The 26,272-nt window shown below is 56.4% G+C and carries 31 protein-coding genes and 1 tRNA gene; 14 read left to right on the top strand and 18 right to left on the bottom strand.

All coding sequences use genetic code 11. The features are described from left to right. Genes ACERY3_RS16395 through ureG form a run of 3 tightly spaced genes read left to right on the top strand, consistent with a single transcriptional unit; the run spans position 1 to position 1,841 of the window. Positions 1-540: a HupE/UreJ family protein gene (locus ACERY3_RS16395; RefSeq protein WP_032659887.1), complete on the top strand. Its 540-nt coding sequence runs from the start codon at positions 1-3 to the stop codon at positions 538-540. Continuing rightward, positions 540-1,214: an urease accessory protein UreF gene (locus ACERY3_RS16390; RefSeq protein WP_033146677.1), complete on the top strand. Its 675-nt coding sequence runs from the start codon at positions 540-542 to the stop codon at positions 1,212-1,214. The genes ACERY3_RS16395 and ACERY3_RS16390 overlap by 1 nt, the downstream gene beginning before the upstream one ends. Positions 1,215-1,223: 9 nt before the next feature. Continuing rightward, on the top strand, positions 1,224-1,841 hold the full coding sequence (ureG, locus tag ACERY3_RS16385; RefSeq protein WP_014071813.1) for an urease accessory protein UreG: 618 nt from the start codon (positions 1,224-1,226) through the stop codon (positions 1,839-1,841). Positions 1,842-1,885: 44 nt separating this feature from the next. On the opposite strand, the gene tsaD is transcribed toward ureG, so the two are convergent. Further along, positions 1,886-2,899: a tRNA (adenosine(37)-N6)-threonylcarbamoyltransferase complex transferase subunit TsaD gene (gene tsaD / locus ACERY3_RS16380; RefSeq protein ID WP_029741753.1), complete on the bottom strand. Its 1,014-nt coding sequence runs from the start codon at positions 2,897-2,899 to the stop codon at positions 1,886-1,888. Positions 2,900-3,135: 236 nt separating this feature from the next. Between tsaD and rpsU the strand changes: the two genes are divergently transcribed. The 3 genes from rpsU to rpoD all read left to right on the top strand — a co-directional run bounded on the left by rpsU (position 3,136) and on the right by rpoD (position 7,213). Next, complete coding sequence (gene rpsU / locus ACERY3_RS16375) at positions 3,136-3,351, top strand: 30S ribosomal protein S21 (protein WP_001144069.1); 216 nt, start codon at positions 3,136-3,138, stop codon at positions 3,349-3,351. A gap of 115 nt (positions 3,352-3,466) precedes the next feature. After that, complete coding sequence (gene dnaG / locus ACERY3_RS16370) at positions 3,467-5,212, top strand: DNA primase (RefSeq protein ID WP_023333458.1); 1,746 nt, start codon at positions 3,467-3,469, stop codon at positions 5,210-5,212. Positions 5,213-5,365: 153 nt separating this feature from the next. Beyond that, on the top strand, positions 5,366-7,213 hold the full coding sequence (rpoD, locus tag ACERY3_RS16365; protein WP_023309228.1) for an RNA polymerase sigma factor RpoD: 1,848 nt from the start codon (positions 5,366-5,368) through the stop codon (positions 7,211-7,213). A gap of 101 nt (positions 7,214-7,314) precedes the next feature. Here the strand turns inward: rpoD and mug are convergent, their stop codons facing one another. Further along, positions 7,315-7,821 (bottom strand): G/U mismatch-specific DNA glycosylase, encoded by a 507-nt coding sequence (gene mug, locus ACERY3_RS16360; RefSeq protein WP_029741755.1) that lies wholly within the window; start codon positions 7,819-7,821, stop codon positions 7,315-7,317. Between the two features lie 125 nt (positions 7,822-7,946). Between mug and ACERY3_RS16355 the strand changes: the two genes are divergently transcribed. Continuing rightward, positions 7,947-8,022: transfer RNA gene (locus tag ACERY3_RS16355), tRNA-Ile, on the top strand. Between the two features lie 102 nt (positions 8,023-8,124). Here the strand turns inward: ACERY3_RS16355 and ACERY3_RS16350 are convergent. The 15 genes from ACERY3_RS16350 to ACERY3_RS16280 all read right to left on the bottom strand — a co-directional run bounded on the left by ACERY3_RS16350 (position 8,125) and on the right by ACERY3_RS16280 (position 16,840). Further along, positions 8,125-8,967 (bottom strand): DUF4942 domain-containing protein, encoded by an 843-nt coding sequence (locus tag ACERY3_RS16350; protein WP_373226022.1) that lies wholly within the window; start codon positions 8,965-8,967, stop codon positions 8,125-8,127. Between the two features lie 80 nt (positions 8,968-9,047). Next, positions 9,048-9,251 (bottom strand): hypothetical protein, encoded by a 204-nt coding sequence (locus ACERY3_RS16345; protein ID WP_373226020.1) that lies wholly within the window; start codon positions 9,249-9,251, stop codon positions 9,048-9,050. A 23-nt stretch (positions 9,252-9,274) separates the two neighbouring features. Beyond that, positions 9,275-9,766: a DUF5983 family protein gene (locus ACERY3_RS16340; protein WP_373226019.1), complete on the bottom strand. Its 492-nt coding sequence runs from the start codon at positions 9,764-9,766 to the stop codon at positions 9,275-9,277. Beyond that, entirely contained in the window at positions 9,763-10,140 is a 378-nt protein-coding gene (locus ACERY3_RS16335) for a TA system toxin CbtA family protein (RefSeq protein WP_373226017.1), read from the bottom strand. Before ACERY3_RS16335 ends, ACERY3_RS16340 begins: the two co-directional genes overlap by 4 nt. Positions 10,141-10,238: 98 nt before the next feature. Beyond that, positions 10,239-10,613: a TA system toxin CbtA family protein gene (locus tag ACERY3_RS16330; protein ID WP_373226016.1), complete on the bottom strand. Its 375-nt coding sequence runs from the start codon at positions 10,611-10,613 to the stop codon at positions 10,239-10,241. 51 nt (positions 10,614-10,664) lie between these two features. Further along, complete coding sequence (locus ACERY3_RS16325) at positions 10,665-11,021, bottom strand: type IV toxin-antitoxin system YeeU family antitoxin (protein ID WP_373226015.1); 357 nt, start codon at positions 11,019-11,021, stop codon at positions 10,665-10,667. 22 nt (positions 11,022-11,043) lie between these two features. Then, complete coding sequence (locus ACERY3_RS16320; RefSeq protein ID WP_279261681.1) at positions 11,044-11,265, bottom strand: DUF987 domain-containing protein; 222 nt, start codon at positions 11,263-11,265, stop codon at positions 11,044-11,046. Positions 11,266-11,285: 20 nt separating this feature from the next. Continuing rightward, entirely contained in the window at positions 11,286-11,765 is a 480-nt protein-coding gene (gene radC, locus ACERY3_RS16315; RefSeq protein ID WP_373226014.1) for a DNA repair protein RadC, read from the bottom strand. Next, a complete protein-coding gene (locus ACERY3_RS16310; protein ID WP_373226013.1) occupies positions 11,762-12,205 on the bottom strand; it encodes an antirestriction protein in 444 nt (147 codons plus the stop codon). The genes radC and ACERY3_RS16310 overlap by 4 nt, the downstream gene beginning before the upstream one ends. Positions 12,206-12,317: 112 nt before the next feature. After that, on the bottom strand, positions 12,318-12,803 hold the full coding sequence (locus ACERY3_RS16305; RefSeq protein WP_373226012.1) for an antirestriction protein: 486 nt from the start codon (positions 12,801-12,803) through the stop codon (positions 12,318-12,320). A gap of 80 nt (positions 12,804-12,883) precedes the next feature. Beyond that, complete coding sequence (locus ACERY3_RS16300; RefSeq protein WP_373226011.1) at positions 12,884-13,702, bottom strand: DUF932 domain-containing protein; 819 nt, start codon at positions 13,700-13,702, stop codon at positions 12,884-12,886. Between the two features lie 149 nt (positions 13,703-13,851). Next, a complete protein-coding gene (locus ACERY3_RS16295) occupies positions 13,852-14,784 on the bottom strand; it encodes an Ivy family c-type lysozyme inhibitor (RefSeq protein ID WP_373226010.1) in 933 nt (310 codons plus the stop codon). A gap of 107 nt (positions 14,785-14,891) precedes the next feature. Next, positions 14,892-15,041, bottom strand: a complete 150-nt coding sequence (locus ACERY3_RS16290; protein WP_373226009.1) for a hypothetical protein — start codon at positions 15,039-15,041, stop codon at positions 14,892-14,894. A 1-nt stretch (position 15,042) separates the two neighbouring features. Next, positions 15,043-15,750 (bottom strand): transcriptional regulator, encoded by a 708-nt coding sequence (locus ACERY3_RS16285; protein WP_373226008.1) that lies wholly within the window; start codon positions 15,748-15,750, stop codon positions 15,043-15,045. Between the two features lie 214 nt (positions 15,751-15,964). Further along, complete coding sequence (locus ACERY3_RS16280) at positions 15,965-16,840, bottom strand: GTPase family protein (protein WP_373226007.1); 876 nt, start codon at positions 16,838-16,840, stop codon at positions 15,965-15,967. A gap of 236 nt (positions 16,841-17,076) precedes the next feature. Between ACERY3_RS16280 and ACERY3_RS16275 the strand changes: the two genes are divergently transcribed. Beyond that, positions 17,077-17,637, top strand: a complete 561-nt coding sequence (locus tag ACERY3_RS16275; protein WP_373226006.1) for a DUF3296 domain-containing protein — start codon at positions 17,077-17,079, stop codon at positions 17,635-17,637. Between the two features lie 62 nt (positions 17,638-17,699). Here ACERY3_RS16275 and ACERY3_RS16270 read toward each other — a convergent pair whose 3' ends face one another. Next, positions 17,700-18,101 (bottom strand): PD-(D/E)XK nuclease superfamily protein, encoded by a 402-nt coding sequence (locus tag ACERY3_RS16270; RefSeq protein WP_373226005.1) that lies wholly within the window; start codon positions 18,099-18,101, stop codon positions 17,700-17,702. Between the two features lie 624 nt (positions 18,102-18,725). Here ACERY3_RS16270 and ACERY3_RS16265 point away from each other — a divergent pair. The 6 genes from ACERY3_RS16265 (at position 18,726) to ACERY3_RS16240 (ending at position 26,270) form a co-directional block, all read left to right on the top strand. Then, positions 18,726-18,878 (top strand): hypothetical protein, encoded by a 153-nt coding sequence (locus tag ACERY3_RS16265; RefSeq protein WP_373226004.1) that lies wholly within the window; start codon positions 18,726-18,728, stop codon positions 18,876-18,878. 133 nt (positions 18,879-19,011) lie between these two features. Further along, positions 19,012-19,893, top strand: coding sequence for a type IVB secretion system protein IcmH/DotU (gene icmH / locus ACERY3_RS16260; RefSeq protein ID WP_373226003.1), 882 nt, complete (start codon positions 19,012-19,014; stop codon positions 19,891-19,893). A 5-nt stretch (positions 19,894-19,898) separates the two neighbouring features. After that, complete coding sequence (tssM, locus tag ACERY3_RS16255) at positions 19,899-23,354, top strand: type VI secretion system membrane subunit TssM (RefSeq protein WP_373226145.1); 3,456 nt, start codon at positions 19,899-19,901, stop codon at positions 23,352-23,354. Between the two features lie 68 nt (positions 23,355-23,422). Then, on the top strand, positions 23,423-25,438 hold the full coding sequence (locus tag ACERY3_RS16250) for a type VI secretion system tip protein VgrG (RefSeq protein WP_373226002.1): 2,016 nt from the start codon (positions 23,423-23,425) through the stop codon (positions 25,436-25,438). Then, positions 25,372-25,938 carry a DUF4123 domain-containing protein gene (locus tag ACERY3_RS16245; protein ID WP_373226001.1) on the top strand — a complete coding sequence of 189 codons (567 nt, stop codon included), beginning with the start codon at positions 25,372-25,374 and terminating at the stop codon, positions 25,936-25,938. The genes ACERY3_RS16250 and ACERY3_RS16245 overlap by 67 nt, the downstream gene beginning before the upstream one ends. After that, a complete protein-coding gene (locus ACERY3_RS16240) occupies positions 25,935-26,270 on the top strand; it encodes a hypothetical protein (RefSeq protein WP_373225999.1) in 336 nt (111 codons plus the stop codon). The genes ACERY3_RS16245 and ACERY3_RS16240 overlap by 4 nt, the downstream gene beginning before the upstream one ends. The last annotated feature ends 2 nt before the right edge of the window (positions 26,271-26,272 follow it).

Genomic DNA, 26,272 nt, shown 5'->3' with positions numbered 1-26,272 from the left:
ATGCGCAAGTATTTACCGCTGTTACTGCTGGCTTTTTCCGTTCCCGCGCTCGCGCATCCCGGCCACGGTACCGACAGCTTCCAGGCCGGTTTTCTCCATCCGCTGACCGGGCTCGACCACCTGCTGATGCTGGCGGGCGCAGGCGTGCTCTCGGCGCTGAGCGGCCGCAAACTCCTGCTGCCGTTTGCCACCCTCGGGATGATGCTTGTCGGCGCCATTGCGGGCAGCCTGCTCGGCGGCTTCAGCGGCATGGAGATGCTGATTATCGCCTCGCTGGCGGTATCCGGCGTGATGATGTTTAAAACTGAAAACCGTCTGCTGCTGGCGGTACCTGCCCTGGCGATGTTCCACGGCTGGGCGCACGGCGTGGAGATGTCCGGCCACAGCTTCTGGCTCTTCACCAGCGGCTTTATGCTCGCCAGCGCCACGGTGCTGTGCGCCAGCTTTGCCGCAGGGCTGCTGCTGCGCCGTCACGACGGCCTGCGTAAAACCTTCGGCGGCGGGCTGATTGTCTCCGCCCTGCTGGCGCTGATGAGCTGATGGAACACGCCCGCCAGAGGCTACGCCTGATGCAGCTCTCAAGCAGCAGCCTGCCGGTCGGGTCGTTTACCTGGTCGCAGGGGCTGGAGTGGGCCGTTGAGGCAGGCTGGGTCACCAACGCCGACGCGTTCAAACGCTGGCAAATCCAGCAGATGGAGCAGAGCTTTTTCTGCGTCGATCTGCCGCTGTTTATCCGTCTTTATCAGGCCTGTGAGCAACGCTCTCTTACTAATGCAAAACGCTGGACGGCATACCTTCTCGCCTGCCGGGAAACGCGCGAGCTGCGCGAAGAGGAGCGCAACCGTGGAGCGGCGTTTACGCGGCTGATTAAGAGCTGGGAACCTGACTGTCCGCCCGAATGGCTGCCGCTGTTTATGCAAAGCCAGCTCTGCGGCATGGCCTGGCTCGGCGTGCGCTGGGGCATTAGCGCGCGCGAGCTGGCGCTGAGCCTCGGCTACAGCTGGATGGAGAGCGCGGTGATGGCGGGCGTCAAGCTGGTGCCGTTTGGGCAACAGGCCGCGCAGCAGCTGATTATCGAACTGGGCGACCATTACGCCGCCGGGCTTGAACAGGCATTTTTGCGCAGCGACGACGCGCTGGGGGCAGCAACGCCGCTGTCCGCCATCGCCTCCGCGCGCCACGAAACCCAATATTCACGACTATTCCGTTCCTGAGGAGTCAACATGGCTGATTACAAACATCCCCTGCGCGTAGGCGTGGGCGGCCCGGTAGGATCGGGCAAAACCGCGCTGCTGGAAGCGCTCTGCAAGGCGATGCGCGATACCTATCATCTTGCGGTGGTGACCAACGATATCTACACCAAAGAGGATCAGCGCATCCTCACCGAGGCGGGCGCGCTGGAGCCGGAGCGCATCGTGGGCGTGGAGACGGGCGGCTGCCCGCATACTGCCATTCGTGAAGATGCGTCGATGAACCTGGCGGCGGTGGAAGCGTTAAGCGAGAAGTTCGGCAATCTGGATCTGATCTTCGTGGAAAGCGGCGGCGATAACCTGAGCGCGACGTTCAGCCCGGAGCTGGCGGATCTGACCATTTACGTGATCGACGTGGCCGAAGGAGAAAAAATCCCGCGCAAGGGCGGGCCGGGGATCACCAAATCCGATTTTCTGGTGATCAATAAAACCGACCTCGCGCCGTACGTCGGTGCGTCGCTGGAGGTGATGGAGCGCGACACCAACCGCATGCGCGGCGAGCGCCCGTGGACCTTTACCAACCTGAAGGCGGGTGACGGTCTGGCGACGATTATTGCGTTTCTGGAAGAGAAAGGGATGTTGCGGGTTTAGGGCCATAATACCCTCTCCCTGTGGGAGAGGGTTAGGGTGAGGGATTACGCCTCCGGCAGTTCCGCCAGCGGCCAGCGCGGACGCACGGACACGCTCAGGTCGGACGTTGCGCCCGCGTTCAGGCGCACCATTCCGGCGTAAGCGATCATCGCGCCGTTGTCGGTGCAGAATTCCGGACGGGCATAGAACACTTCCCCGCGACGCTTTTGCATCATCTCGGCGAGCTTCGCGCGCAGCGTGCGGTTAGCGCTCACGCCACCCGCCATCACCAGACGCTTAAAGCCGGTCTGATCCAGCGCGCGCTTGCACTTGATCATCAGCGTGTCCACCACCGCATCTTCGAACGCGCGGGCGATATCGGCGCGGGTCTGCTCGCTGTCATCGTTATTGCGAATCGTATTCGCCGCGAAGGTTTTCAGCCCGGAGAAGCTGAAATCCAGCCCTGGACGGTCGGTCATCGGACGCGGGAAGACAAAGCGCCCTTCCGTTCCCTGCGACGCCATTTTTGACAGCATCGGGCCGCCCGGATAATCCAGACCCAGCAGCTTGGCGGTTTTATCGAACGCTTCACCGGCGGCGTCGTCGATCGACTCGCCCAGCAGCTCGTACTTGCCAATGCCCGTTACGCTAATCAGCTGCGTATGACCGCCGGAAACCAGCAGCGCCACAAACGGGAACTCAGGCGGATTCTCTTCCAGCATCGGCGCCAGAAGATGCCCTTCCATATGGTGAACCGGGATCGCCGGCACATCCCACGCAAACGCCAGCGAACGGCCAACCGTCGCGCCGACCAGCAGCGCGCCGACCAGGCCCGGGCCTGCGGTATAGGCCACAGCGTCGATATCGTTTGAACTCAACCCGGCCTCTTTCAGCGCCGCCTGAATCAGGGGAACCGTTTTACGCACGTGGTCACGAGAGGCCAGTTCAGGTACGACGCCGCCGTAGTCAGCGTGCAATTTCACCTGACTATACAGCTGGTTGGCCAGAAGCCCTTTTTCGTCGTCGTAAATGGCGATGCCGGTTTCATCGCAGGATGTTTCAATACCCAGTACACGCATGACTTGTTTTACCTCGTTTCAATACCGCGCAGTGTAGAGCCTGGGCGGGTTGATGTAAAACTTTGTTCGCCCCAGGAAGAAGGCTCGTGTATACTCCTCACCCTTATTAAAGTCCCTTTCAAAATCGCATCGGTGCTTTACAAAGCAGCAGCATTTGCAGTAAAATTCCGCACCATTTTGAAATAAGCTGGCGTTGATGCCAGCGGCAAACCGAATTTATTAAAGGTGAGAGTTACATGCCGGTAATTAAAGTACGTGAAAACGAGCCGTTCGACGTAGCACTGCGTCGCTTCAAACGTTCATGCGAGAAAGCAGGTGTTCTGGCTGAAGTTCGTCGTCGTGAGTTTTATGAAAAACCAACGACCGAACGTAAGCGCGCTAAAGCTTCCGCTGTGAAACGTCACGCGAAGAAACTGGCTCGCGAAAACGCACGCCGTACTCGTCTGTACTAATTGGTTGAGGGCCTCAGCCCTCAATTGACAGACAGAGTAATAGTCGTAAGGCCGTGCTTCCGGAAGGAATGCGCGGCTTGTTTTCGTTTATAAGTCGCTTAAAATTTTGGGGCATATGGCCGGAAGAATCCCACGCGTTTTCATCAATGACCTGCTTGCCAGAACCGACATCGTCGATCTCATCGACGCGCGGGTAAAGCTAAAAAAGCAGGGCAAGAACTACCATGCGTGCTGTCCGTTCCATAACGAAAAAACCCCCTCCTTCACCGTAAACGGTGAAAAGCAGTTCTACCATTGCTTCGGCTGTGGCGCACACGGTAATGCCGTCGATTTTTTGATGAACTACGACAAGCTCGAGTTCGTTGAAACCGTCGAAGAGCTGGCGGCGATGCATAACCTTGAAGTGCCGTATGAAGCAGGCAGTGGGCCAAGTCAGATCGAGCGCCATCAGCGGCAAACGCTGTATCAACTGATGGATGGCCTGAATTCGTTTTACCAACAGTCTCTTAAGCACTCTGCGGCTGAGCCTGCGCGTCAGTATCTGAACAAGCGCGGACTGAGCGACGATGTCATTGCGCGTTTCGCTATTGGTTACGCCCCGCCCGGCTGGGACAACGTGTTAAAGCGTTTTGGCGGCAATAGCGAAGATCGTAAGTCTCTCATCGATGCAGGCATGCTGGTCACCAACGACCAGGGACGAAGCTACGACCGCTTCCGCGAACGGGTGATGTTCCCGATCCGCGACAAGCGTGGCCGGGTAATTGGTTTTGGTGGTCGCGTGCTGGGTGATGCCCTGCCGAAATACCTTAACTCCCCGGAAACCGATATTTTCCATAAGGGCCGCCAGCTGTACGGTCTTTATGAGGCGCAGCAGAATAATGCGGAACCTCCGCGTCTTCTGGTCGTCGAAGGCTATATGGACGTCGTGGCACTGGCGCAGTACGACATCAACTACGCGGTTGCGTCGTTAGGGACGTCCACCACCGCCGATCATATTCAACTGCTGTTCAGGGTGACCAATAACGTCATCTGCTGTTACGACGGTGACCGCGCAGGGCGCGACGCCGCCTGGCGCGCGCTGGAAACCGCGCTACCCTATATGACCGACGGGCGTCAGCTACGCTTTATGTTTCTGCCCGACGGTGAAGACCCGGATACGCTGGTGCGTAAAGAGGGCAAAGCGGCGTTTGAAGCGCGGATGGAGCAGGCTCAGCCGCTCTCCACGTTTTTGTTTAACAGCCTGATGCCGCAGGTCGATTTGAGTACCCCTGACGGGCGCGCGCAGCTCAGTACGCTGGCGTTGCCGTTAATCAGCCAGGTGCCCGGCGAAACGCTTCGCATCTATCTGCGTCAGGAGTTAGGCAACAAGCTCGGCATTCTGGATGACAGCCAGCTTGAACGTTTAATGCCAAAACAGGCTGAAAACGGTGCGGTTCGCCCCGCGCCTCAGCTAAAACGCACAACCATGCGTATACTGATAGGGTTGCTGGTCCAAAACCCCGAGCTTGCGCCGCAGGTGCCGTCGCTGGCGGGTTTAAACCACGAAAAATTGCCCGGACTTGGCTTATTTTCAGAACTGGTCAACACGTGTTTGTCTCAGCCAGGTCTGACCACCGGACAACTTTTAGAGCATTATCGCGGCACAAAAGAGGCCGCTACCCTTGAAAAATTGTCGATGTGGGACGATATAGCAGATAAGGACATTGCAGAAAAAACGTTCACCGACTCACTCAACCATATGTTTGATTCGATGCTTGAGCTGCGCCAGGAAGAGTTGATAGCTCGCGAGCGCACACACGGTTTAAGCAGCGAAGAACGCCGGGAGCTCTGGATGATTAACCAGGAACTGGCGAAGAAATAAAAAATTTAACGGCTTAAGTGCCGAATATCGATCGGGAAGCCCCCGGCAGCCGCACTGAGAGGCAGCGGCAAAAATATAAGTACGCCCTCGCTTTAAAGGTTGGCAGCCCCATCGCCGACACCAATCAAACGAATTAAGTGTGGATACCGTCTTATGGAGCAAAACCCGCAGTCACAGCTGAAACTTCTTGTCCAACGTGGTAAGGAGCAAGGCTATCTGACCTATGCCGAGGTCAATGACCATCTGCCGGAAGATATCGTCGATTCAGATCAAATCGAAGATATCATCCAAATGATCAATGACATGGGCATTCAGGTGATGGAAGAAGCACCGGATGCCGATGATCTGTTGCTGGCTGAAACCTCCAACAACACTGACGAAGATGCGGAAGAAGCTGCTGCACAAGTACTGTCCAGCGTGGAATCTGAAATCGGGCGTACCACTGACCCGGTCCGCATGTACATGCGCGAAATGGGTACCGTTGAACTGTTGACCCGCGAAGGCGAAATTGACATCGCAAAACGCATCGAAGACGGGATCAACCAGGTTCAGTGCTCTGTTGCCGAGTACCCGGAAGCGATCACCTATCTGCTGGAGCAGTATGATCGCGTTGAAGCGGAAGAAGCGCGCCTGTCTGACCTGATCACCGGTTTTGTCGACCCGAACGCTGAAGAAGATATGGCGCCTACCGCCACTCACGTCGGTTCTGAACTGTCTCAGGAAGAGATGGATGATGACGAAGACGAAGATGAGGAAGAGAGCGACGACGACACCGCGGACGATGACAACAGCATCGACCCGGAGCTGGCGCGCGAGAAGTTTGCCGAGCTGCGTACCCAGTACGAAGTGACGCGCGACACCATCAAAGCGAAAGGCCGCAGCCATGCCGCCGCACAGGAAGAGATCCTGAAGCTGTCTGAGGTATTCAAACAGTTCCGCCTGGTGCCAAAACAGTTCGACTACCTGGTAAACAGCATGCGCGTGATGATGGATCGCGTACGCACCCAGGAACGCATCATCATGAAGCTGTGCGTTGAGCAGTGCAAAATGCCGAAGAAGAACTTCATCACCCTCTTCACCGGCAACGAAACCAGCGAAACCTGGTTCAACGCGGCTATCGCGATGAACAAGCCGTGGTCTGAAAAACTGCACGACGTGAAGGACGATGTGCATCGCGGCCTGCAGAAACTACATCAGATTGAAGAAGAGACCGGCCTGACCATCGAGCAGGTTAAAGACATCAACCGTCGTATGTCCATCGGTGAAGCGAAAGCCCGCCGTGCGAAGAAAGAGATGGTTGAAGCGAACTTGCGTCTGGTTATCTCTATCGCCAAGAAATACACCAACCGTGGTCTGCAGTTCCTGGATCTGATTCAGGAAGGCAACATCGGTCTGATGAAAGCGGTAGATAAGTTTGAATACCGTCGTGGTTACAAGTTCTCCACCTACGCAACCTGGTGGATCCGTCAGGCTATCACCCGCTCTATCGCGGATCAGGCGCGCACCATTCGTATTCCGGTGCATATGATTGAGACCATCAACAAGCTCAACCGTATCTCCCGCCAGATGCTGCAGGAGATGGGCCGCGAGCCGACGCCGGAAGAGCTGGCCGAGCGCATGCTGATGCCAGAAGACAAGATCCGTAAAGTGCTGAAGATCGCCAAAGAGCCAATCTCCATGGAAACACCAATCGGTGATGATGAAGATTCGCATCTGGGTGATTTCATTGAGGATACCACCCTTGAGCTGCCGCTGGACTCTGCCACCACCGAGAGCCTGCGCGCTGCGACGCACGACGTTCTGGCCGGCCTGACCGCCCGTGAAGCAAAAGTCCTGCGTATGCGTTTCGGTATTGATATGAACACCGACCACACGCTGGAAGAAGTGGGTAAACAGTTCGACGTTACCCGCGAACGTATCCGTCAGATCGAAGCGAAGGCGCTGCGTAAGCTGCGTCATCCAAGCCGCTCTGAAGTGCTGCGTAGCTTCCTGGACGACTAATCGGTCCTGACAGTGAAAAAGCTCCCTTCGGGGAGCTTTTTTTTGTTTATTCCCTCTCCCTGTGGGAAAGGGTAAGGGTGAGGGCATCAGGCCGCAGAGGATTACAGCCCCCGCACCATCAGCGCCTCATCCAGCTCGCGATACGCTTCCACCAGCTTATCCAGCGTCGCCCTGTTGAGCCCGCTCGGGTTCGGCAGCACCCACACCTGCGTAACGCCAATCATGATGCTCTGCTTGCCCCATTGCGTTCCACGCTGGCTAAACGCCTGCTCGTAGGCCTGCTTGCCGAGGATCGCCAGCGCGGCCGGCTGATAATCCTCTATCTTCTTGATCAGCTCCCGCCCGCCGCTGCGCAGCTCATGCAGGTTAACCTCACTCGCCTGTACCGTCGGCCGCTCGACCAGCATGGTGATCCCGCAGCGCGTATCCAGCAGATGCTGCTCCTCTTCGGGCTTGAGTAGCCTGTCGGTAAACCCGGCCTGGTAGATCACCTTCCAGAAGCGATTGCCCGGATGGGCAAAGTGAAAACCGGTGTGCGCCGAGGACTTGCCCGGGTTGATTCCGCAGAACACCACCCGCAGGCCTGGGGCCAGAATATCGTTGATCATCTTTACTCCCGCTCGATACATCGTCTGGGAAGTATAAAGGATTGATTATGCGTTGTTTATAAAAACAGCAGGCAGGTGTGAATGGCTGGATTGCTGCGGGGAGTTACTTTATAATTCACCGCCACGGCCCCTTAGCTCAGTGGTTAGAGCAGGCGACTCATAATCGCTTGGTCACTGGTTCAAGTCCAGTAGGGGCCACCAAACAAAACAAGGAGTTAGATGAGAAATTGTCTGACTCCTTTTTCTTTGAATGCAATTTGGGTCAGGTAATGGGTCAGGTAAGGATTTACTTCCCTGCCTTCTTCATATCGCCGCAAGCGCCCCCGGATAGTGCCGGGCGATGATGTCATTCAGTTTATCGACCAGTTCTGGTCTCCTGAACGTGATATGCGCGGTTCCCTTCTGAAAGTACTTGATCGCAAACATCTCATCCTCATAGCGAGTGCTGTGTCTGTTTTCATGGATATGATCGCCGAGACGGCGGGTAACGTCAGCGCGGTTGTCAGGAACCGGCTTACCATCCAGAAGCATCAGCATACGCTCAAGGTCTGCCAGGCGGTCACGCTGCCAGCCCCAGTTAAGCCCAAATCCCCAGCGGTCATATTTGACCAGCCCGGTAACAATAATTTTCGCGCCGAACTTACAGGGCGAATGACTCTTAAAATCCCACGATAAGTTTTTGAAGACGTTAATGACGCCTCGCTCAAACACTTCCCCCTTGTTCAAATGCAGTTGCTCAAACGTGCTGATAATATTGGCTTCAGAGATCGCCGGGATATCCTCCTTTTCCAGACTGTTGTACCACTCATCACGCGCCTGAGCGTCCATAATCGACTGCATCCCGGACTTTTGCATCAGATCCCGCCATATACCACGATCGATATTGCGGGTAATGGCTCTCATGGCCGTATCAGTATCTTCCATCAGCCAGCAGTCGTAGCGGTATTGCCGCACTCCCCATTCATTTGCTTTACCACCGCCGATGTTGCTGGTCAGCGTCGAGATATCTTCTAGCTGGCGTATCAGCGTTTCAATTTGCGCCAGCGCCGCGTTGCGTCCGGTGACGATGCGCTCAATGCTGGTGGAGCAAATCACATCGGTATGGCCGGTGAACACTTCGGGTTCGGTGAGAGTCAGTTCTGACATTTTTATTTCCTTTATATAAAACAAAGCGCCAGCCGGTAAGGGCTGGCGCTTATAGGTGTGTGGTGAGTATGGTTCGGTGGCTAACGGGTTCTGGTCTGTTGCAGAAGCTGAAGATGGCGGAGATTACGAACATGGTTTCGCGCCGGCTCAATCCAGGGCAGCAGCGTTGCCGAATCTGTCTTGTCTTCATCGTTGTCGAAAATAATGCCAGTGCCGCAACTGATATTGTCCTGCAGCCAGTGAATCAGAATGTTGAGTGCCGATTCGGTGGTTAATTCCGGCATGTGAAAACCTTATGGAGATTGAGCTACCAGTCAAACGTAGCGAAGCCCGGCAACACTTCGCCAAAGGCATCCAGATGAACAATGGCTGCGGCGTAGCGACGGATAAGCGTCACTAATAACCGACGGCAGGCTTTTGACAGACCGAGGCGTTTGAGGCGTAAGACCGGGAACGACCACGCGCCCAGGTGGAGCAGATAACCCGAGCCGGTATAACTAATCCATTCCTGGTCGCCAAAGTCTTCATGCTGGTGTGAAAGGGTAAACAGCAGAGCATTGTCTTCCGCCGTGATATGTGCAGTGCTGCACTGAATGCCGTTCAGGCGGGCAACGGGCGGAAGTGGATCTTCAACAATCAGTTTCCCCGGTTCGTCAGCAACGCGAAGCGAATAACCGTTCTGGTTCACCACATTGATCAGGTCGGTCAGTTCAATACCGTCAATATCCACAGCGATCCGGCCCATGTTGAGGGCCAGTACGTTGATGGCATCGGCTTCCACGGTGAGGGACAGCTTCATGGTTGCACCTCCCGGTATTTGCCTGTGGTGATGTCGGTAACGGCCCTGTAGCCATGACGGGTCATCAGCCCGGTCGCCTTCCGGGCCCGCAGAATATCGATACTGGTGAGAAGCGGTGACTGTGTTTCTGCGCTGAAACCGCGGCGATCGGTACGTATCAGATCGTACTTTTCCACGATAAAATTCACGGCGTCGCACAGGGAGATCCCGGCGTCGATATGTTCCTGAATGACGCTGTCGTTGCCAAAGGGCGTGTCGTTAAGCGTGAGGCCATAGTGCTGGTCAAGCAGGTGGCTCAGGAGCTGCTGCCAGATTTCAACGGGGGACAGGCGTGACGGGGCTGCCCCTGTGGGGGAGAGTGGTTGGGTTTGCATTGGGTTTACTCCGGTTAATAAAGAATCGCTAGCCGTTACGACAACGGATACTGGCGTGGCGGATCGCCTGTACCAGACGGCGGTGTGATGGTGAGGAGTTAGCTTCTGAGCGACGACGGAGCGTTGATAATGAGGGTGGCGCTGTTGCCTGCCAGACCCACCGCATTTTGGGCGCTCAGAATATCTGCAGGTGTGAGCAGCGACGAGCTGAACAGAAGTGATTTTCCCCGGTTATCAGTACGTTCCAGATTGTTGTCTTCAGCCATCTCATTCAGGGCATCAACCAGCGAATCACCGGCGTCAATGCATTCCTGGATAATGCCATCATCGCCAAACGGCGTATCGTTGAGCGTCAGGCCGTAGTGATGCTCCAGCAGATATGTCAGGAGGCGCTGCCACACGACAACGGGTGGCACATGGGGTAAGCGCTCAATCTCTGCGGCCCGTTTTGCGGAAACAGGATAAATTCTCATTGTTAGATCTCTTAGTTAATGGGGTAAAACGTGGGAAAGTGGTTCGATGGTTTATGCGGTTGTTGCGGGGGTGGGATAAATCGCCAGATAAAGGTAGCCATGCGAGCCGAGGGTGTCGGCGTCACATACCAGTCCTTTCGCGTAGAGCGTGACGCTGTGTTGATGGCGGGGATTAAGCTCACCGGAAACGAGCATCAGCTCCAGCTGCTTCATCAGTACCGGAAACGCCTGGTCGAGATGGCGTAAATCCGCGTCGGTGAAGGTGCCGGTGATGCTGGCGCGGTCAGCCAGGTAATGCAGTTGGTTGCCCTCCTGCACCAGACGAGCGCCAAAACACGGGGTCATATCGTGTTTAAGCCCCCACCAGGGCTCAGCGATATCGTGGTTTGCGGGGGATGTATTAGACAAAGGTGTTCTCCTTAAACGTCAGTTAATTCAGCGTAACGCTGCGTAATACGACGTACGGGCCGTTGCGGTCCTGACGGCGTTCCGCAAAGACGGCGAGCACGCCACTGATATCCTGCACCTCCCGCCCGGCATAGTGGCAGATACTGCCGGACCACTGATATTTTCCGGTACAGAAGCGAAATAACCGGGCCTGTGGATGCTGGCGATATATCGTCATCGCCTGACGTTTGGGGATGATTTTCATACGGTTAATTCTCTGTTGTGCTACAGCCAGCCACGTTCGGCAAAAGACACAGTATCCATCCCGCCCACCACCAGATGGTCAAGTAGCCGTATTTCGACCAGTTCCAGCGCGGCTTGCAGGCGTTCTGTAATTTTACGGTCTGCATTGCTGGGTTCGGCAAGGCCTGACGGGTGGCAATGCGCCACAATGACAGCAGCGCAATTATGTTTCAGGCCGGCCTTCACCACTTCGCGGGGATGGACCTGCGTATGGTTGAGGGTGCCGGTGAACAGCGTTTCATAGGCTATCAGGCGGTGTTGATTGTCCAGAAAGAGCACCACAAACTCTTCGCGCTCCAGCGTGGCAAGCTGCAGTCGGAGCCAGTCGCGAACGGCGGTGGTGGAGGTAAACGTCGCGCCGGGTTCGCGCAGCTGCTGCTCCAGCAGGGTTAAGGCTTCCCGGATGGTGTGCTGTGCGGATACCGGAAGTGCGGCGGCAAAGCGGGGTAACGGTGGGGTCATGTTGTCTGGCCTGCGTCGATAAGGCTCAGGATATCCTGAGCCTCGGGGTGTTGAACGATGAACGCCCGCAGTCGGTGATAATGACCGATGAGGGTGTCAGACTCTGTCTGGTACGCCTGGAGCGCGTACGTCATCAGGCTGACGGTCATTCCTGCTGCCGGGGTGCTGAGGCGGGCGTTGCGGTCGAAAAGCGTATTGCGCATCGGCCACAGGGTGTCTTCTGCGGCATCAGGCAGAATAAAGATACCGCCGTTGCTGAGGGTGCAGTAATGCCACTGCCCCGGTCGATAACCGGGGCTCATTCGTGCCATGGTGCCCTGAATGTGGTGCTCCAGGGCGTACCACTGTGGCGCGGTGCCGACGTGACGGGACCAGAATCCCGCCCGCAGTTCATCGGGCACGCGTGAGGCGGTGACGGGCCCCGGTGTTATGTTTGTCATCGGTATTCCTTCTGAAGGATAACGCCCTGTCCTGGTGGACGGAATAACGCGGGCGCGAAGATGAGGATGGCTGTTACTTTGGGGAGGGACATGATGTTGCTGAGCGCCTGTCTCAGTCGATAATGTGCATGATGGCGCTGCATTCGGGATGGCTGAGCGCGTAGTCCCGAAGTCGGTAATAATGTTCCGTCATGGCATCGCATTCGGTGCGCATGGCGTGGTGGCTGTAAGTCATCAGACAAACTGCAATCCCGGCGGCCTCGCCGCTGAGCTCACCGCCGTTACCGTTCAGGGTGTTGAACAGTGACCAGTGTTCATCGGTATTTTCATTCGCCTCCGGAGCCATAAAGGCGCCGCCGTTGCTGAGCGTATAAAAATTCCAGATGCCGCCGCTGTAGTCTGCACAGAAGCGGTCCATCCACGCGAAGGCAGTCGGTTCGAGGATTATCCACTGCGGTATGCTGCCGAAGTGCTGCGGCCAGAAGCTGAGACGCTGTTCGTCCGCTACGAGCGTAGCGGTTAGCGCGGGCGGGGTGTTATCCGCAACAGGCTGCGGCTGTAACGATAAAGGGTCATTGAGATTAATCATGTTGGTCATTATGTTTTTCCTTATATATTAAAAATTTGGTGGCGTTAACAGAATGGGGTCTGGTGTCGGTGGCGTGATGCGGCGGGTGATTAGCTCAGCAGATCCATCATGTTCTCGGCCATGACCCAGAGCGCTCTGTTGAGTTTTACGTCACCATCAATGCCGTTAACCGCGCGGGTGTGGCTGCGTTTGCCCTTGGCGGTACGTCCAGGTAGACCGCCTTTCAACAGGTTCTCCTGCAGTCTCTGGTATGTCGTCCACAGGTCATCCTGCCGGTCTTCATACCGTCGTGGCGCCAGTATCTGCGTGGCGGTGACCGGCTGGTGTTCTTCACCAAAGCGGTAGGTCAGTGCGGCGTTTGCCAGGGCATGTTGTGCGGGTGGTGGTAACAGCAGCGACTGCATGGCATCACGCTTCTCTTCCACCCGGTCAAAGACACCGAGCACTTCATAAGCCCCCTCAATCACTTTCCCGGCCACATCGCCACGATGCGGTACACGAATTTCACCGAACGACTGTCCGCAGACGAGCCCGTTGGTGCAGATGGCTCTGAACAGCCCCGGCAGCATCTGGTATGAGCTGCTGCCATCGTGAGAATTAAGAATAATGATTTCAGGCACATGCTGACCGTTTATCTGGCCCGACCGTCGCAGGCGCAGAAGGTGTTTGGTATGCTCCCGGCGGTCAGGGTCGCGTACGCGTGACTGGCAGGCGAAGAAGGGTTCAAAGCCTTCGCGTTGAAGATTTTCGAGCAGAGTAATGGTGGGTATGTAAGCGTATTTTTCGCTCCTGGAACCGTGGCGATCTGCACTGAATACGCTGGGAACGACCTGCATCAGTTCTTCGCGGGTTAACGGACGATCGCGACGGATCTGGTTTGTCCGCCCGAAGCGGCTGGCTAAACGCATGATAAGTTCCTGATTCTGAGGTTTAAAACAAAAAAGCCATGCGTCCCGAAGGAGGCATGGCCTGAGAGTGAATAATTCCTGATGGTACTGTTACTGCTGCCAGCGATAGCTGAGCGGAGTGACGTTATCGGCTGAAACGACACGCAGCCTTATTGTTGGGATTTCTTCGCGTTGGCTTTAGCTTTATCCCATGAAGGGCGGTTTTTACCGGAGAACTCTTTTCTCATTGACCAGTAGCCGATGGGGAACTGTTTCACGAGCACGCCGTTAACGCCAATATCGACAGACAGGTACTGCCCGTGGCTGATGGTGCCTTTGCGAATATACGCATCAGCGCTGCAGGTGCCGGTATCGTACTGTCGCCATGATGCGGTATCGCGGGCGGCGACATAAAAATCACCAAAAGCGCAACTGTGTGCAGACTTTCTGTTCAGCACGGCAACGTAATATTTCGTGTTGGCGATAATGGTACAGCTGCTGTTCTGACCGCCACAGACCTGCCATAACGATTTGCCATTGTCCCCTTTAAAGGTCCAGATAGTGTCTGCCGGTGCCCCATCCGCAGGCGCAGCCGGTAGCGGTGTTTTCTCCGCGATGGCATCGGCATCGCCGCGCAACAGTTTTGCCTCTTCTGCCGAGGGTTTCCCGACCCAGCGAGCCTGACCGTCAACGTAGAAGCCAAGAACCTGATGCGTACCCGGTGAATACAAAAAGCGCAGGTAATGGTCGCCACAGTTCCCCTGTTCACACAGCGAGCCCTGAAGCCATTGCTTACCCCCGACGGTGACAGGCTCCAGCGGCTCTTCCGGCCCGTTCAGACTGCCATCAGGCCCAAGCACGTTGCGGACCCCCGCCTGTTGTAAGGCTGACTCCATATCTTTTTTCCAGACGGGGTCGGCGTGGTAGAGGTCAGCAGGATACGGGCAGGTCCCGTTATAGCCGTTTTCCTGCGTATCCGGCTGACACTGAGCGGCCTGAGCCGCTGTTGTCACACGGGAGGCGGCATAACTGCTGTTGACCACAACAAGCAGGCCGAAGGCCAGCCATTTCGCGCAGGCAGAATGTTTTACCTTTTTCATCATTTTTAGTTTCCTGAAATAAAAACAGGGCCCGTTCCGGCCCTGTGATGGTGATTAACGGTCGCCCCGGTCACGCAGAATGCGGTGTGCCAGGAACCCATCAGTTTCCTCTACAGGTAACCATTATCCTTACCCCACTCACAGCCGCAGTCGCGACACATCCAGCCGTCAGACCAGGGGATGGTGTCGTGAGAGCCGCAGTCCGGGCAGCGTTTGCCGGAAGTCGGGTTGCCGGGTGTGATACGTCTTATTTTCATCATGTTATCCTTCGGTTGCGGGTTGATGTGGTTCAGGGGCGAAGCCGGACAGCACTTCACCGATGAACCGGAAATGAGGTAACGCCTGTAAAAAGTCTGTGCGGGACAGGATGTCGCGTACGGTTACGTCGGGGATGAAACTGCCGGGATGGAGCATGACGACGCGGATATCTGTCAACGGCAGCGCGATGATGCGGGTCTGGTGTGTTCCTGTCAGATACCAGCCACCGTCATTCAGTACCAGCCGGTAGGGGGCGATATCGGTATGGCAGCCCCCGTTGCCGCGCAGGGTCACCTTTTTGCATTCCGAGACGGCATTCACCAGCCGGGTAAAGACCTCACTATCAGTGGTGGTCTGTGCAGAATGCCCCTGCCAGATAAGGCAGGGGGACTCGCCGGGGCCACGGAGCAGGGTTCTGACCAGATGGCTGTCCAGCCCCGGAAATAGCGTCTCAACGCCCGACTGGCGGGCAAAGGTTATTACCGCCAGCTCCCGTTGGCGGCTGCCGGAAAGCAGGCGACACCGGCCCTGACGGTACTCCAGATCGAGATACATCAGCCGTTCACGAAAATCCCGCCGCAGGGTGCGGATCGACACACCAAACTCGGCGGCCAGTTTGCGCATATCCAGCGTTTCGCCTGCCACCAGACGGCCAATAATCATCGACAGTCTGACGGCAAGCCGGTCATGGCGACGTTCAGCCTGAGTCATAAGGCTTCGTTCTCCGGTAAGCTAATTCACTGAAAAGATGTGGGTTAGTGTAACAAGGGGGTGTGGCAGGGTATGGACACTGAAAGACGATTTTTTAAATTAGTGGATTTCAGGAAGGATGCGACCTGGCGGGTAACTCCGCTCTTTTTTTAGGGGGGGGATTACCCAAAACGGACAGGGTGTGTCCTCCCTGCGTGGTCGGGCCAGCGACGAGTCAGAAGAATATCCAGTCCCAGACGGCCCGCGCCACCGACACCACGGTGTCGCGCACGGCACGCATCACCGTTTTCAGCGGCGCGGGAATGCGCGATGACGACGCTGCCGCATCGAACGCGCTGCCTACCGCGTCACCAAAGCCGTCACGGGCCCGCTTTTTTACCGGCTCCGTGCAAAGCCGGCGATGCAGTTGCGTGGTCAGCGGGCTGGTTGCCCGGTCGGGCAGGCAGGACATTATGGTGTCCACCGTCGTTTCAAGCGCCCACCCAGTGCGGGCAGAGACCAGACAGACCGGGTGTGACGGGGTAAAAAGCGCTTGCAGGGCGGCCCGTTTCGTCTCCAGGTTGGCCCGCTGACGCGGGGAAGGACCACAGGCAACGGTATCCCACTCATGGCAGGGCTCGGTCTTGTCGGCCTGGTTGACCACGAACAGGACCCGGTGTCGGTAGCCGTTCATCACGCGCCGGTAAAACCGCTCATCCACCGACAGGGCCCGGTCGTCGGCTTTGATGACCCAGAGGATAAGGTCAAGCTCCGGCAGGACGCGCTGGTAGAGCGCATCGTATTCCCGGTCCCGTTGCTCACTCTCCCCCACGCCGGGTAAATCCATCAGCATCAGGCTGTGGTTGCCGCTGCGCAGACGAAAGCGCAGCGGCTCACGGGTGCAGGCGGCCACGTCGCTGACCGGGGAAACCTCGCCGTGAAACAGGGCATTGCAGAGGCTGCTTTTACCCGCCCCGGTTTTGCCCATGATGCCAATCACCGGCTCGTAGTGGGTGAGGTTCTGAATACGTTCAAAAATAAGCTGGCGAAGCGTATCGGGAAGCGACGCCAGCGGTTGTTCAAGGGCCTGAAGGCCGCGAGGTTTAGTCATACAGGGTTCTCAGCGTGAATAATAAAAATCCCCGCGCTCCGGTCAGGGAGGCGGGGGATTCACGAAGATAATATCTGTCTGAAATTATTTGGATTGTAACCAGGGTTAAGCCTGAAGGTTCTCTCATTACCGGGCGAACGCATTGATATGGGGCAGCTGGTTAACAGCACATCTGTGACATGAGATGCCAGCACGCCACTTCAACGTTTATCCAGTAAATTAAAGAGAGAGCCTTTATGAATCTTTATTCACCTGCTGCAAACGCCAGCAACCCGACAGCGCCGGTAAATATACTCACCTTTCTGCAACAGGCTGTGGACCATTATCCACGGCTGGCGGCGTTCAGTTTTACCCTGGTGTTGCAGCACCGCGAAACCCTGGCCGATTACCACGCGTTGATTTCACGCTTTCACACTGAGGTGTGGCTGCGTACTGGTGCATACTCTCAGGAACGTCAGCAGGTGCGTAAGAATTCACCGCCGACGGTGCTACGCTGGATATGGGAGGCGGCCTGCGCGCCAGAATGCAAAATGGTGCTGATGCTCAATCTCGATACGCTGGGGACAGAACGAAACCCGCAGTTGGCCGACAGTGCGCTACAGGCGCTGAACACGATTATTGCTGAAGCCTGGCAAGCGGTCACCGGTACTGCCAGCGCTGGCGTAACGGCTATCACTCCGCTCGTTATCAGTCGCACTGGCCGGGGAACCTTCACGGCGCCATTTAACCAGCTGAAAGCACAGGTACAGACAATGCTGGAATCTGTCGCGACAGCAAGGTCTGGTGTTACGGGTTAATAATCCGGGCACTGCAGGCTCAGAAAAAACAATGCATAATGGCAAAAAAGCCCTTCCGGGCTTTAAATGATAGCTTCGAGAGCAGACTCCAGCTCCCTGACCTCCATTGCCCTGAGGCGTGGGGCTAAAGATTGTCGGCCATTTAAGTAATCGATAGCCCTTGTCACCAGCTTACCTCCACCACAGACAACAAAATAGTGTTGATGTTGTGTGTTCTGCGCATCAAGGGCGGTATGGCCTAATTTCTCTATTGCCGTACCGTTCACTTCCTGCCATTTGGCGGTTATTTGAATCGTTCCGCTGTTAGTGAATAACAAAAAATGTGCTATTTCATTTTTACCGGCAATCAACCCTGAATAACTGACATTTTTCTTAAATGTCATCGGGGTTTCTGAGTTATTCAACTCAAAGCCTGCTCCTGATACAATTGCTTCAATATCACGTAATAATTCTGCTCTGGACATTCCTCTCTCCCTGTTTTTTATTCATTTGTCTCTGTTTTGCTCCTGGGGCTGACATTCAGTTTTCAGGAGCTGAATGAAGTTTAAAACAGGGTTATTGTATTGGACTACAAGAACTGCAAATAATTTCGATGCGACTCTTAATGAGGATTAAGTTATGTAACTTTATGATAATAACCGTATCGCCAGATATTTTTTTATTTCAGAAATGTATTTCCCGTCCCTGTCGTGCACGGCACATTAAGCAATGAATCTGAATAGTCCAGGCGTTAAGCACGTAATCTCCCCCCTCTATGTTTCCCGGCAACAGTACAACCGCCAGCCTCAAATAATGACAATCATCACGAAAAAATCGCTGAAGTTGTCCCCGCTTCATGCCCGTATGTGGGCGGGTGATTTTTGCCTGGTATCTGACTATCAGCAGCATCAGCATTCAGTGTCTGACAGGATGTAACACTATTAACATGCTGAATGATAACGACACGGAATGTTAACATTTAGTAATTGTGTGGTTAATACCGAGTGTTTAGTATACGCGTCTGCTCGCCGGTACAGGGCAGACACGGTGCCAGCTTTTCTGCCTGCGATGAATAAGGAAGGCCTCACGTGACCGGAGAACACATTCGCATGAGCACTGAAAATCCTTCTGCCTGGCGCAGGGTAAATGACAACCAGGGCAGTGCTCAGCCGAATGCAGATGCCTTAACCGATAAACGTATACCGCCGGGGAAAGCCAGTCGTGCGGTACTGACCGTGCAGGTGTGCGCTACAACAGCATGATACCCCGTCCGGAGGCTGAGTTTAACAACGTGCGTAAGCCGCGGTGGCTTACTGAGTGGCACTCAGCGCCGCAACACGTCAGTTTCAGTCTGTAGAAAAAGCCATATTCAGGGATGCGGATCCAGGAGCAACGATGGAAATCGACTTATCACAGACCACAGAAACCGCCAGCACCCTTCTTAATACTTCCCCGCCCTCAGCAGAACACATCCCCGAAGAAAATATACCGGGTAGCACGACCAGTACCTCCGCGCCGAAAGACAAATATGACGGTTTTTTCAGTTATTCCCCCCATCCCGATGATAATGACCCGGATTACCGTTTTGCGTTGCGTGGCAACAGCCTGAACCCCATAATCGACGCCACCACGCCCCTGTTCGGCATGGTGATACGCATCCGCACGCTGACCCTGTATGAAGATGTCGCCTCACTCTGGCGGCAGGTCTCGAATGAGATTGAGGTCATTGAACAGGAACTGAAGCAACAGGGTTACGGGCATGAGGTGCTGCTGCCGTTCCGATACATGCTGTGCACGTATATCGATGAAGCCGTAATGGCGCATGAATGGGGAAGCCAGAGCGAGTGGGCGAAAAACTCCCTGTTGTCACAGTTTCATGGGGAGACCTGGGGCGGCGAGAAAGTCTTCGCCGTCCTCGATAAATTGCAGACAGAGCCCCGGCGTTACCGTGACATTCTGGAATTTATGCTGCAGTGCCTGATGCTGGGCTTTAAAGGGCGGTATGCCGTCAGCCCCCAGGGCGACAGCGAACTTCACGCCATCACGCAGCGCCTTCATCACCTTCTGTACCCGAAACCTGCATCCCGTCACCCTGTTCGCTTTGTTGACGCGGGGCAGCCGCCCCCCGGTGCCTGGCCTCTGGCGCGACAAACCTCGCTGTGGGTCATCCCGGGCGCGGGCCTGTCGCTGGTGGCGGTCGTGTTCAGCATCTTTCACCATCTCCTTCATCAGCAGACGCTTGATGTACTCCATCAGTTAGGGGAGTTACTGAAGTGAACCGCATGATCTCCATACTGAAAAAAAACGTGGCCCTGGCGTTCAGGCCGTCATGGTGGCTTGCCGCTATAGTGCTCTGGAGTCTGGTTCTGGTCGCAGCCTGGTGGGCCGGACCACGCCTGGTCATTCAGGAAACCTCTCCCCTCTCGGGTCTCTGGCCCCGCCTGCTTTTCACCCTGTTCTGGCTATGGGTGCTTTGCGTCGTTGCTCTCTGCCGCCTCTGGTTCAGAATACGCCTGCAGCGGAAACCGGCATCGCAGCCGAATGCCGTTGAAAAACAAGAGCGCTTCCTCAATGCCTGGCTGGATGCTCAGGACCGGCAGTCTGCTTCCCGTGACAATACGCCGTGGTTTCTGATGCTGGGGCTGCCCCGCAGCGGTAAAAGTAGCCTGCTGCAACGAGCCTGTCCGGCAGGTAAACTCAACCCCCGTCTGGACCATGAGTTAGCGACGCTGCACAAAGGCCAGAAGGTCGATTGCTGGCTGGGGGATGAGGCAGTGGTTGTCGATCCTGACGGGGATTTGCTGTTTCAGCCTCAGATGAGCGGAGATGAAGGCAGTCCTCCGGATGCCCTGCTCTGGCATCATCTGCTGGGCTGGCTGACGACCCGCTGCCGCCGACAGCCGCTGAACGGACTGGTGCTGACGCTGGATGTGGCGTGGCTGTCCACCGCTGGCATCACCCGCCGGCGCCACTGTGCGCAGCTGCTGCGTGAGCGCCTGCGGGAGATCGCCTCGGCCATGCATACCCGCCTGCCGGTGTATGTCATGCTGACGCATGTGGATAACCTGGACGGCTTCAGCGCATTCAGTCAGCAGCTGGATCACACGTCCCGACAGTCACTGCTGGGCGTTCGTTTCAGTACGGAAACCCGGCAGGCCGGGGGCTGCGCTGATGATATTGCTGCCTTTATTGACCTCTGGCTGAATGACCTGACCGCATTTCTCCGCGATACCCGGCAACCGAATACAGGCCAGTCATCAGCGGCCAGCGCCTTTCTGTTTATCCGGCAACTGGTGGGGCTGAAACCGTTTATTCAGACGCTCATCGACGACATCATGCAGGACGACGGGACCACCTCATTTCCACTACAGGGGCTGTGGCTGAGTTCGGTCTATCAGCAGGGCGTGCCGTCTGATGCCTTTGCCGATGCTGTATCCCGCCGCTACGCCCTTCCGGCCCCGCTTAATGCCGCCGCGCAGGGTGACTCCACCACCTTTTTTGTCCGCGATTTCTTTACCCGGATCGTATTTCCGGGGGCCAGCCTGGCCGGAGAGAACCGACAGTATCAGCGTGCCCGCCGTCGGCGTATGGCGATGCTGTCCGGGGTAACCCTTCTGGTGGTCGTGTTGTCGGTTCTGTCGCTGCACCATTTCTACCGGCTGAACGCGTCAGCAGGTCATCAGGTACTGACCCGCGTACAACAATTCAGCACCGCCCGCGAACAGGCCACGCTGCAGACGTCCCTTGCCGGCCAGCTTCCCCGACTGGATCTTATTCGTGAAGCCACCCTCTCTTACGGTGATTATCGCAGCAAAAATTCCCTGTTTGCTGATATGGGCCTGTATCAGGGGGGCCGTATCGGCCCCTGTGTGGAAACATCTTATCTGGCATTACTGCAGCAGCAGTTTCTGCCGGCTGTGCTGGCGGGGCTGGCACAGGACCTGCAGCAGGCCCCTCCCGCCAGTGAAGAAAAAATGTCGGTACTGCGCGTGATGCGCATGACAGAAGATGCGTCGGGGCGCAGCATTCCGCTGGTGGAGCAGTATATGGCCTGGCGCTGGCAAAAGGCGTTTCCGGAACAGGGGCAAATCCAGCAACAGCTGATGCAGCATCTGGACTATGCCCTCAGACATACCGACTGGCATAAAGCACGGGTACAAAAAGACCCGGACGCCATTGCTGCCTGGAAGCCTTTTGCACAACCTGTCGCTGACGCACAGCAGGAGCTGAGCCGTTTGCCGTTATATCAGCGGGTGTATCAGGGGTTGATGGTGCGGGCCACCGCGACGCTGCCACCGGATTTGCGGGTACAGGATGAGACCGGGCAAAGTTTTGACAGCGTGTTTGTACTGCGTGATGCGCATGCCGGTACGGTGCCGCGTCTGTTCACCTGGTCCGGCTACAGTGATTTTTTCCGGGGCCAGCATAACACGCTGTTTGATTTGACCGGGCTGGATGCGTGGGTGCTCGGGCAACATGAGCAGGTTCAGCTCAGCGAGGCGGATCGCAGTGAAATTCAGCGCCAGGTGAGCGATCGCTATATCAGCGACTATACCGGCCACTGGCAGAAACTGTTATCCGCGCTGGATATTCAGCCGTTTGATTCACCGGAGCAGGCGCTGTCGGTGCTGAACATCATTACCGGCGATGAGCAGCCCTTCCGGCATATTGTCTCCCTGCTCGGCGATAACACCGCCGTTCGTCCACTGACCGGAAAGGGAGCAGCACAGCAGCGGGATACCCTCAGCCGGATAGCGCGTCCCTTTACCCAACTGGACGACACCCTGAAAGGCCACGGGGATAATACGCCCCTGATCCAGGGCGTAAACCAGCGGCTCATCGCGCTGGCGCAGTGGCTGGATCAGATAAACAGTGCCGGCGATCCGGGGGCTGCTGCCTTTAAGGCCCTGCAGTTGCGTCAGAGCGAACCGTATAAAGATCCGGCTTTCAGTCTGCAACAGTATGCACGGGGACTGCCCGCGCCACTGGATCGCTGGGTCGGTCAGATTGCAACGCAGGTCGCCGGTGTGACGACCTCGCTTGCCATGTCATCCCTGAATCAGGCGTGGACTGAGCAGGTGCTGACCCCGTTTAACGACACCCTGGCTGACCGCTATCCCTTCAACCCGGCCTCTGCGCAGGATGCGTCCCTGTCTGAAGTGACCCGCTTCTTTGCCCCCGGCGGCACACTCGATGGCTTTTATCAGTCCAGTCTCAAACCGCTGCTGGACAGCGGCGTACTGAAACAGGGGGCGGGCAATGCCAGCCTGCAGGAACTGATACGCCAGCTTGCACAGGCGCAGTTGATACGGGATGCGTTATTCAACGCGCAGGGGCAGCCTGAGGTGCATTTTGTGGTTGAGCCGGTTGAGCTGACCGCGAATAAACGCCGTGGCGTGCTGAACCTTGACGGTCAGCGGATGGAGTACAGCCACGGACGGCGGCAGAAAGTCCCGCTGCACTGGCCGAACGTCCTGCGTGACGGCGCAGAGAGCAAACTGACGCTGGTACCGGATGACGATGCCCGCTCACCGCGAAGCCTGGGCTTTACCGGTCCCTGGGCGATGTTCCGCCTGCTGGATGCGGGCAACCGGACGCAGGCCAGCCGGGATTCATTTGATGTGCGTTTCAGCGTGGATGACGGGGCCATGACCTGGCGTGTGTACAGCGATGCCGACCACAGCCCGTTTGCCACCGGGCTGTTCAGCCGGTTCCGGCTACCGGAGACGCTTTATTAGTACAGAGCCGCGTTGAGACGACCCTACCCGGCGGATAAACAACACAAAAGACAGAACAGGAGCGTTATGTGACAGAGAGCAACGGATTACGCTTTACCGTTAATGTGGGGACGTTACCGGAAAGCACCTTTGGCGTGGTGGATTTCACGCTGGAAGAACGGCTGAGTGAACCCTTTGCACTGAAGCTGAGTCTGGCGAGCCCACAGCCCGGCATTGATTTTGGGGAGGTGCTGGACCAGTCCTGCGAGCTGATGGTCTGGTACAACGGTGAACTGCAGCGTCGGGTCAGCGGTATTGTCAGCCATTTTACGCAGAGCGACACCGGATTCCGGCGCACCCGCTATGAGGCCGTCGTGCGACCGGCGCTGTGGCGTACGGGGCTGCGTACCAACTGCCGGATTTTCCAGGTGAAAAAGCCGCAGGACATTATCGGTGAACTCCTGGAGGAAGCGGGCATTCTGGACTATGCCTTCTCGCTGCGTCAGAACCATGCCGCCCGCGAATACTGCGTACAGTACCGGGAAAGCGATCTGGATTTTATTACCCGGCTGGCGGCGGAAGAAGGGATGTTTTTCTGGCATGAGTTTGAGGCGGGCAAACACCGGGTGGTCTTTGCAGACCATACCGGGGCGCTGGAGAGAAAGGATGAAGCGCTGTTCTTTAATCTGGCGAATCAGGGGCTTGAGCAGGGGGCCTATATCCGCCAGTTCAGCTACAGCGAAGCCGTGCAAACATCATCGGTGGAGCTGCGGGACTACAGCTTTAAAAATCCGGCTTACAACCAGTCGAATAAAAAAATCAGTAACGATCTGGCGCATCAGCGTGAGCCCTACGAGTATTACGACTATCCGGGGCGTTACAAGCAGGCTGAGAGCGGTAAAGCCTTCAGCGCGTATCGCCTGGATGCGCTGAGGGCCGATGCGGTCACCGGCAATGGCCTGTCAAACTGCGCCGGTCTGCGTCCGGGGCTGCGGTTTATGCTGGAAGAGCACCAGAACGAGAGCTTTAACACGCAGTGGCAGGTAGTGTACGTGAAGCATGAGGGAAAACAGCCGCAGGCGCTGGAAGAGGAAGGGGGTGACAAGCCCACCACCTTTACCAACACCTTCGGTGTCATCAAAGGCGGGACAGCCTGGCGCATGCAGATGCCGGCACGCCCGATGGTGGACGGCCCGCAGATAGCCATTGTCACCGGCCCGGCAACCGAAGAAATCTACTGCGACGAATACGGACGCGTGAAGGTGAAATTCCCGTGGGACCGCTACGGCAACAGCGATGACCTGAGTTCCTGCTGGGTGCGCGTCAGCCAGGCCTGGGCGGGTGGCCGTTATGGCATGGTCGCCCTTCCCCGCGTGGGTCATGAAGTGGTGGTGAGCTTTCTGGAAGGTGACCCCGACCAGCCGATTATTACCGGACGCACGTACCATGCCACGAATCTTGCACCCTATCCCCTGCCGGTGAATAAAACCCGCATGGTGCTGCGTTCAGACACGGTTCAGGGGAAAGGCTATAACGAACTATCCTTTGAAGACAAAGCCGGGATGGAGCAAATCTACCTGCACGGACAGCGGGATATGAACGTTGATATTCTGAATAATATCAATGAAATCACCGGAAATGATAAAACCGAACATATCAAAAATAACCTGTTTACCACCGTCGATAACGAATATCGCCTGCTGGGGAAAAAGGATATCTCACTGAATGGCGGTGCGGATATTCATCTGCAGGCCAAAGACAGCCTCTACGCACAGACGCAGCAGGATATGCACCTGATGGCCGGGAAAAAAATGGTGTTTGAATGCAGCGAGTCGCTGACGTTTATGGTTGACGGACACTATATCACCATCGCTCCCACCGGCATCACCAGCAGCGACACCATTGGCCTGGGAAGTGGTGCGCCGGGACAGGTGGGCGACTGGAACGGAAAATTGCCGGATGTGCCAGGCATACCCGCTGAACCACCACCGCCAACACCGGCAGCGCTGTTGCCGGTCACCGGTGAACTGAAGCCGCTGTGCCTGAGCTGCATGATGAAGGCGGCCAGCAGCGGACAGACGCTGGTCATCAGGGGGCAGAGCTGATGCAGCCTCTCACGACAGAACAACTCGCTGATATGCCGGCAAAGCGCCTGTACGCGCTGGTTTGCGGTCTGCAGTATGAACGCGCTTTCGGGCGTGAACTCAGTTATGACAAAGAAACCGCCTTACCGCTGTTCAACACCTTCCCTGATGCACAGATTGCCTGGGCCGGGCCGTGGCTTATCAATATTGCAGAGGCACCAGAACGGGAGGATGAGCTGATTCAGCTGGAGCAGCAGTCCCCCGCCGTGTCGTGGCTGGAGACCCGGACGGATTTTAGCGTGATGGCCGGGCATCTGGCCTCCCTGCTTAACATCCGGCTGGATGACGGTCAGGTGGCGCTCTTTCGTTATTACGACCCCGGCGTACTGCATTCAATAAACGCCCTCCTCTCAGAAGAACAGCGTGCACATTTCTTAACGGGGATTGAGCAGTGGCATTACCGGCATAACGGCGAGCGTTTTACGCTGACGCCTTTTGATACCGTGCAGGAGAAACGATGAAATTCAGTGCAAAGCAGCTGCAGGCGGTGTCTGCCAGAGAAGATGAAAACTATATCGACGGTATCGTCCGCGAGGCCGAAGCGGATACCCGTTTTGAGCTGAAAGACCCGGCCACGCTGAAGACGCGTTTAACCGGTGCGCTTCAGTATGCCCGGCAGATACACCTCGACGAGCCAAACCTGCTGCATTCGTTTTTGTATATGGAAGCCTGCCAGCCGGGGCTGACGTCTTCACCGGCAATACGCAGGGCACTGGAAGAAACGGATGACCCGAATCAGCGCTGGCGGGACATGATGAACGCCGCTGTCAACTTAGCTAAAAGGAAATCATAGCG

This window comes from Enterobacter cloacae complex sp. ESBL7 (assembly GCF_041679625.1).
Classification (GTDB): Bacteria; Pseudomonadota; Gammaproteobacteria; order Enterobacterales; family Enterobacteriaceae; genus Enterobacter; species Enterobacter asburiae_B.
Note: the sequence above shows the minus strand (reverse complement) of the source record. Positions and strands in the feature narration are given on the sequence as shown.

Coding starts and splice junctions, on each gene's coding strand:
- rpoD (WP_023309228.1), top strand. CDS start 5,366: ATGGAGCAAAACCCGCAGTCACAGCTGAAACTTCTTGTCCAACGTGGT.
- ACERY3_RS16295 (WP_373226010.1), bottom strand. CDS start 14,784: ATGATGAAAAAGGTAAAACATTCTGCCTGCGCGAAATGGCTGGCCTTC.
- ACERY3_RS16290 (WP_373226009.1), bottom strand. CDS start 15,041: ATGATGAAAATAAGACGTATCACACCCGGCAACCCGACTTCCGGCAAA.
- rpsU (WP_001144069.1), top strand. CDS start 3,136: ATGCCGGTAATTAAAGTACGTGAAAACGAGCCGTTCGACGTAGCACTG.
- ACERY3_RS16275 (WP_373226006.1), top strand. CDS start 17,077: ATGAATCTTTATTCACCTGCTGCAAACGCCAGCAACCCGACAGCGCCG.
- ACERY3_RS16350 (WP_373226022.1), bottom strand. CDS start 8,967: ATGTCAGAACTGACTCTCACCGAACCCGAAGTGTTCACCGGCCATACC.
- ACERY3_RS16280 (WP_373226007.1), bottom strand. CDS start 16,840: ATGACTAAACCTCGCGGCCTTCAGGCCCTTGAACAACCGCTGGCGTCG.
- tsaD (WP_029741753.1), bottom strand. CDS start 2,899: ATGCGTGTACTGGGTATTGAAACATCCTGCGATGAAACCGGCATCGCC.
- ACERY3_RS16330 (WP_373226016.1), bottom strand. CDS start 10,613: ATGAGAATTTATCCTGTTTCCGCAAAACGGGCCGCAGAGATTGAGCGC.
- ACERY3_RS16345 (WP_373226020.1), bottom strand. CDS start 9,251: ATGCCGGAATTAACCACCGAATCGGCACTCAACATTCTGATTCACTGG.
- ureG (WP_014071813.1), top strand. CDS start 1,224: ATGGCTGATTACAAACATCCCCTGCGCGTAGGCGTGGGCGGCCCGGTA.
- radC (WP_373226014.1), bottom strand. CDS start 11,765: ATGACCCCACCGTTACCCCGCTTTGCCGCCGCACTTCCGGTATCCGCA.
- ACERY3_RS16300 (WP_373226011.1), bottom strand. CDS start 13,702: ATGCGTTTAGCCAGCCGCTTCGGGCGGACAAACCAGATCCGTCGCGAT.
- ACERY3_RS16395 (WP_032659887.1), top strand. CDS start 1: ATGCGCAAGTATTTACCGCTGTTACTGCTGGCTTTTTCCGTTCCCGCG.
- tssM (WP_373226145.1), top strand. CDS start 19,899: ATGATCTCCATACTGAAAAAAAACGTGGCCCTGGCGTTCAGGCCGTCA.
- ACERY3_RS16285 (WP_373226008.1), bottom strand. CDS start 15,750: ATGACTCAGGCTGAACGTCGCCATGACCGGCTTGCCGTCAGACTGTCG.
- ACERY3_RS16310 (WP_373226013.1), bottom strand. CDS start 12,205: ATGACAAACATAACACCGGGGCCCGTCACCGCCTCACGCGTGCCCGAT.
- ACERY3_RS16270 (WP_373226005.1), bottom strand. CDS start 18,101: ATGTCCAGAGCAGAATTATTACGTGATATTGAAGCAATTGTATCAGGA.
- ACERY3_RS16335 (WP_373226017.1), bottom strand. CDS start 10,140: ATGCAAACCCAACCACTCTCCCCCACAGGGGCAGCCCCGTCACGCCTG.
- ACERY3_RS16305 (WP_373226012.1), bottom strand. CDS start 12,803: ATGACCAACATGATTAATCTCAATGACCCTTTATCGTTACAGCCGCAG.
- ACERY3_RS16340 (WP_373226019.1), bottom strand. CDS start 9,766: ATGAAGCTGTCCCTCACCGTGGAAGCCGATGCCATCAACGTACTGGCC.
- ACERY3_RS16320 (WP_279261681.1), bottom strand. CDS start 11,265: ATGAAAATCATCCCCAAACGTCAGGCGATGACGATATATCGCCAGCAT.
- ACERY3_RS16390 (WP_033146677.1), top strand. CDS start 540: ATGGAACACGCCCGCCAGAGGCTACGCCTGATGCAGCTCTCAAGCAGC.
- icmH (WP_373226003.1), top strand. CDS start 19,012: ATGGAAATCGACTTATCACAGACCACAGAAACCGCCAGCACCCTTCTT.
- mug (WP_029741755.1), bottom strand. CDS start 7,821: ATGATCAACGATATTCTGGCCCCAGGCCTGCGGGTGGTGTTCTGCGGA.
- dnaG (WP_023333458.1), top strand. CDS start 3,467: ATGGCCGGAAGAATCCCACGCGTTTTCATCAATGACCTGCTTGCCAGA.
- ACERY3_RS16240 (WP_373225999.1), top strand. CDS start 25,935: ATGAAATTCAGTGCAAAGCAGCTGCAGGCGGTGTCTGCCAGAGAAGAT.
- ACERY3_RS16265 (WP_373226004.1), top strand. CDS start 18,726: ATGAGCACTGAAAATCCTTCTGCCTGGCGCAGGGTAAATGACAACCAG.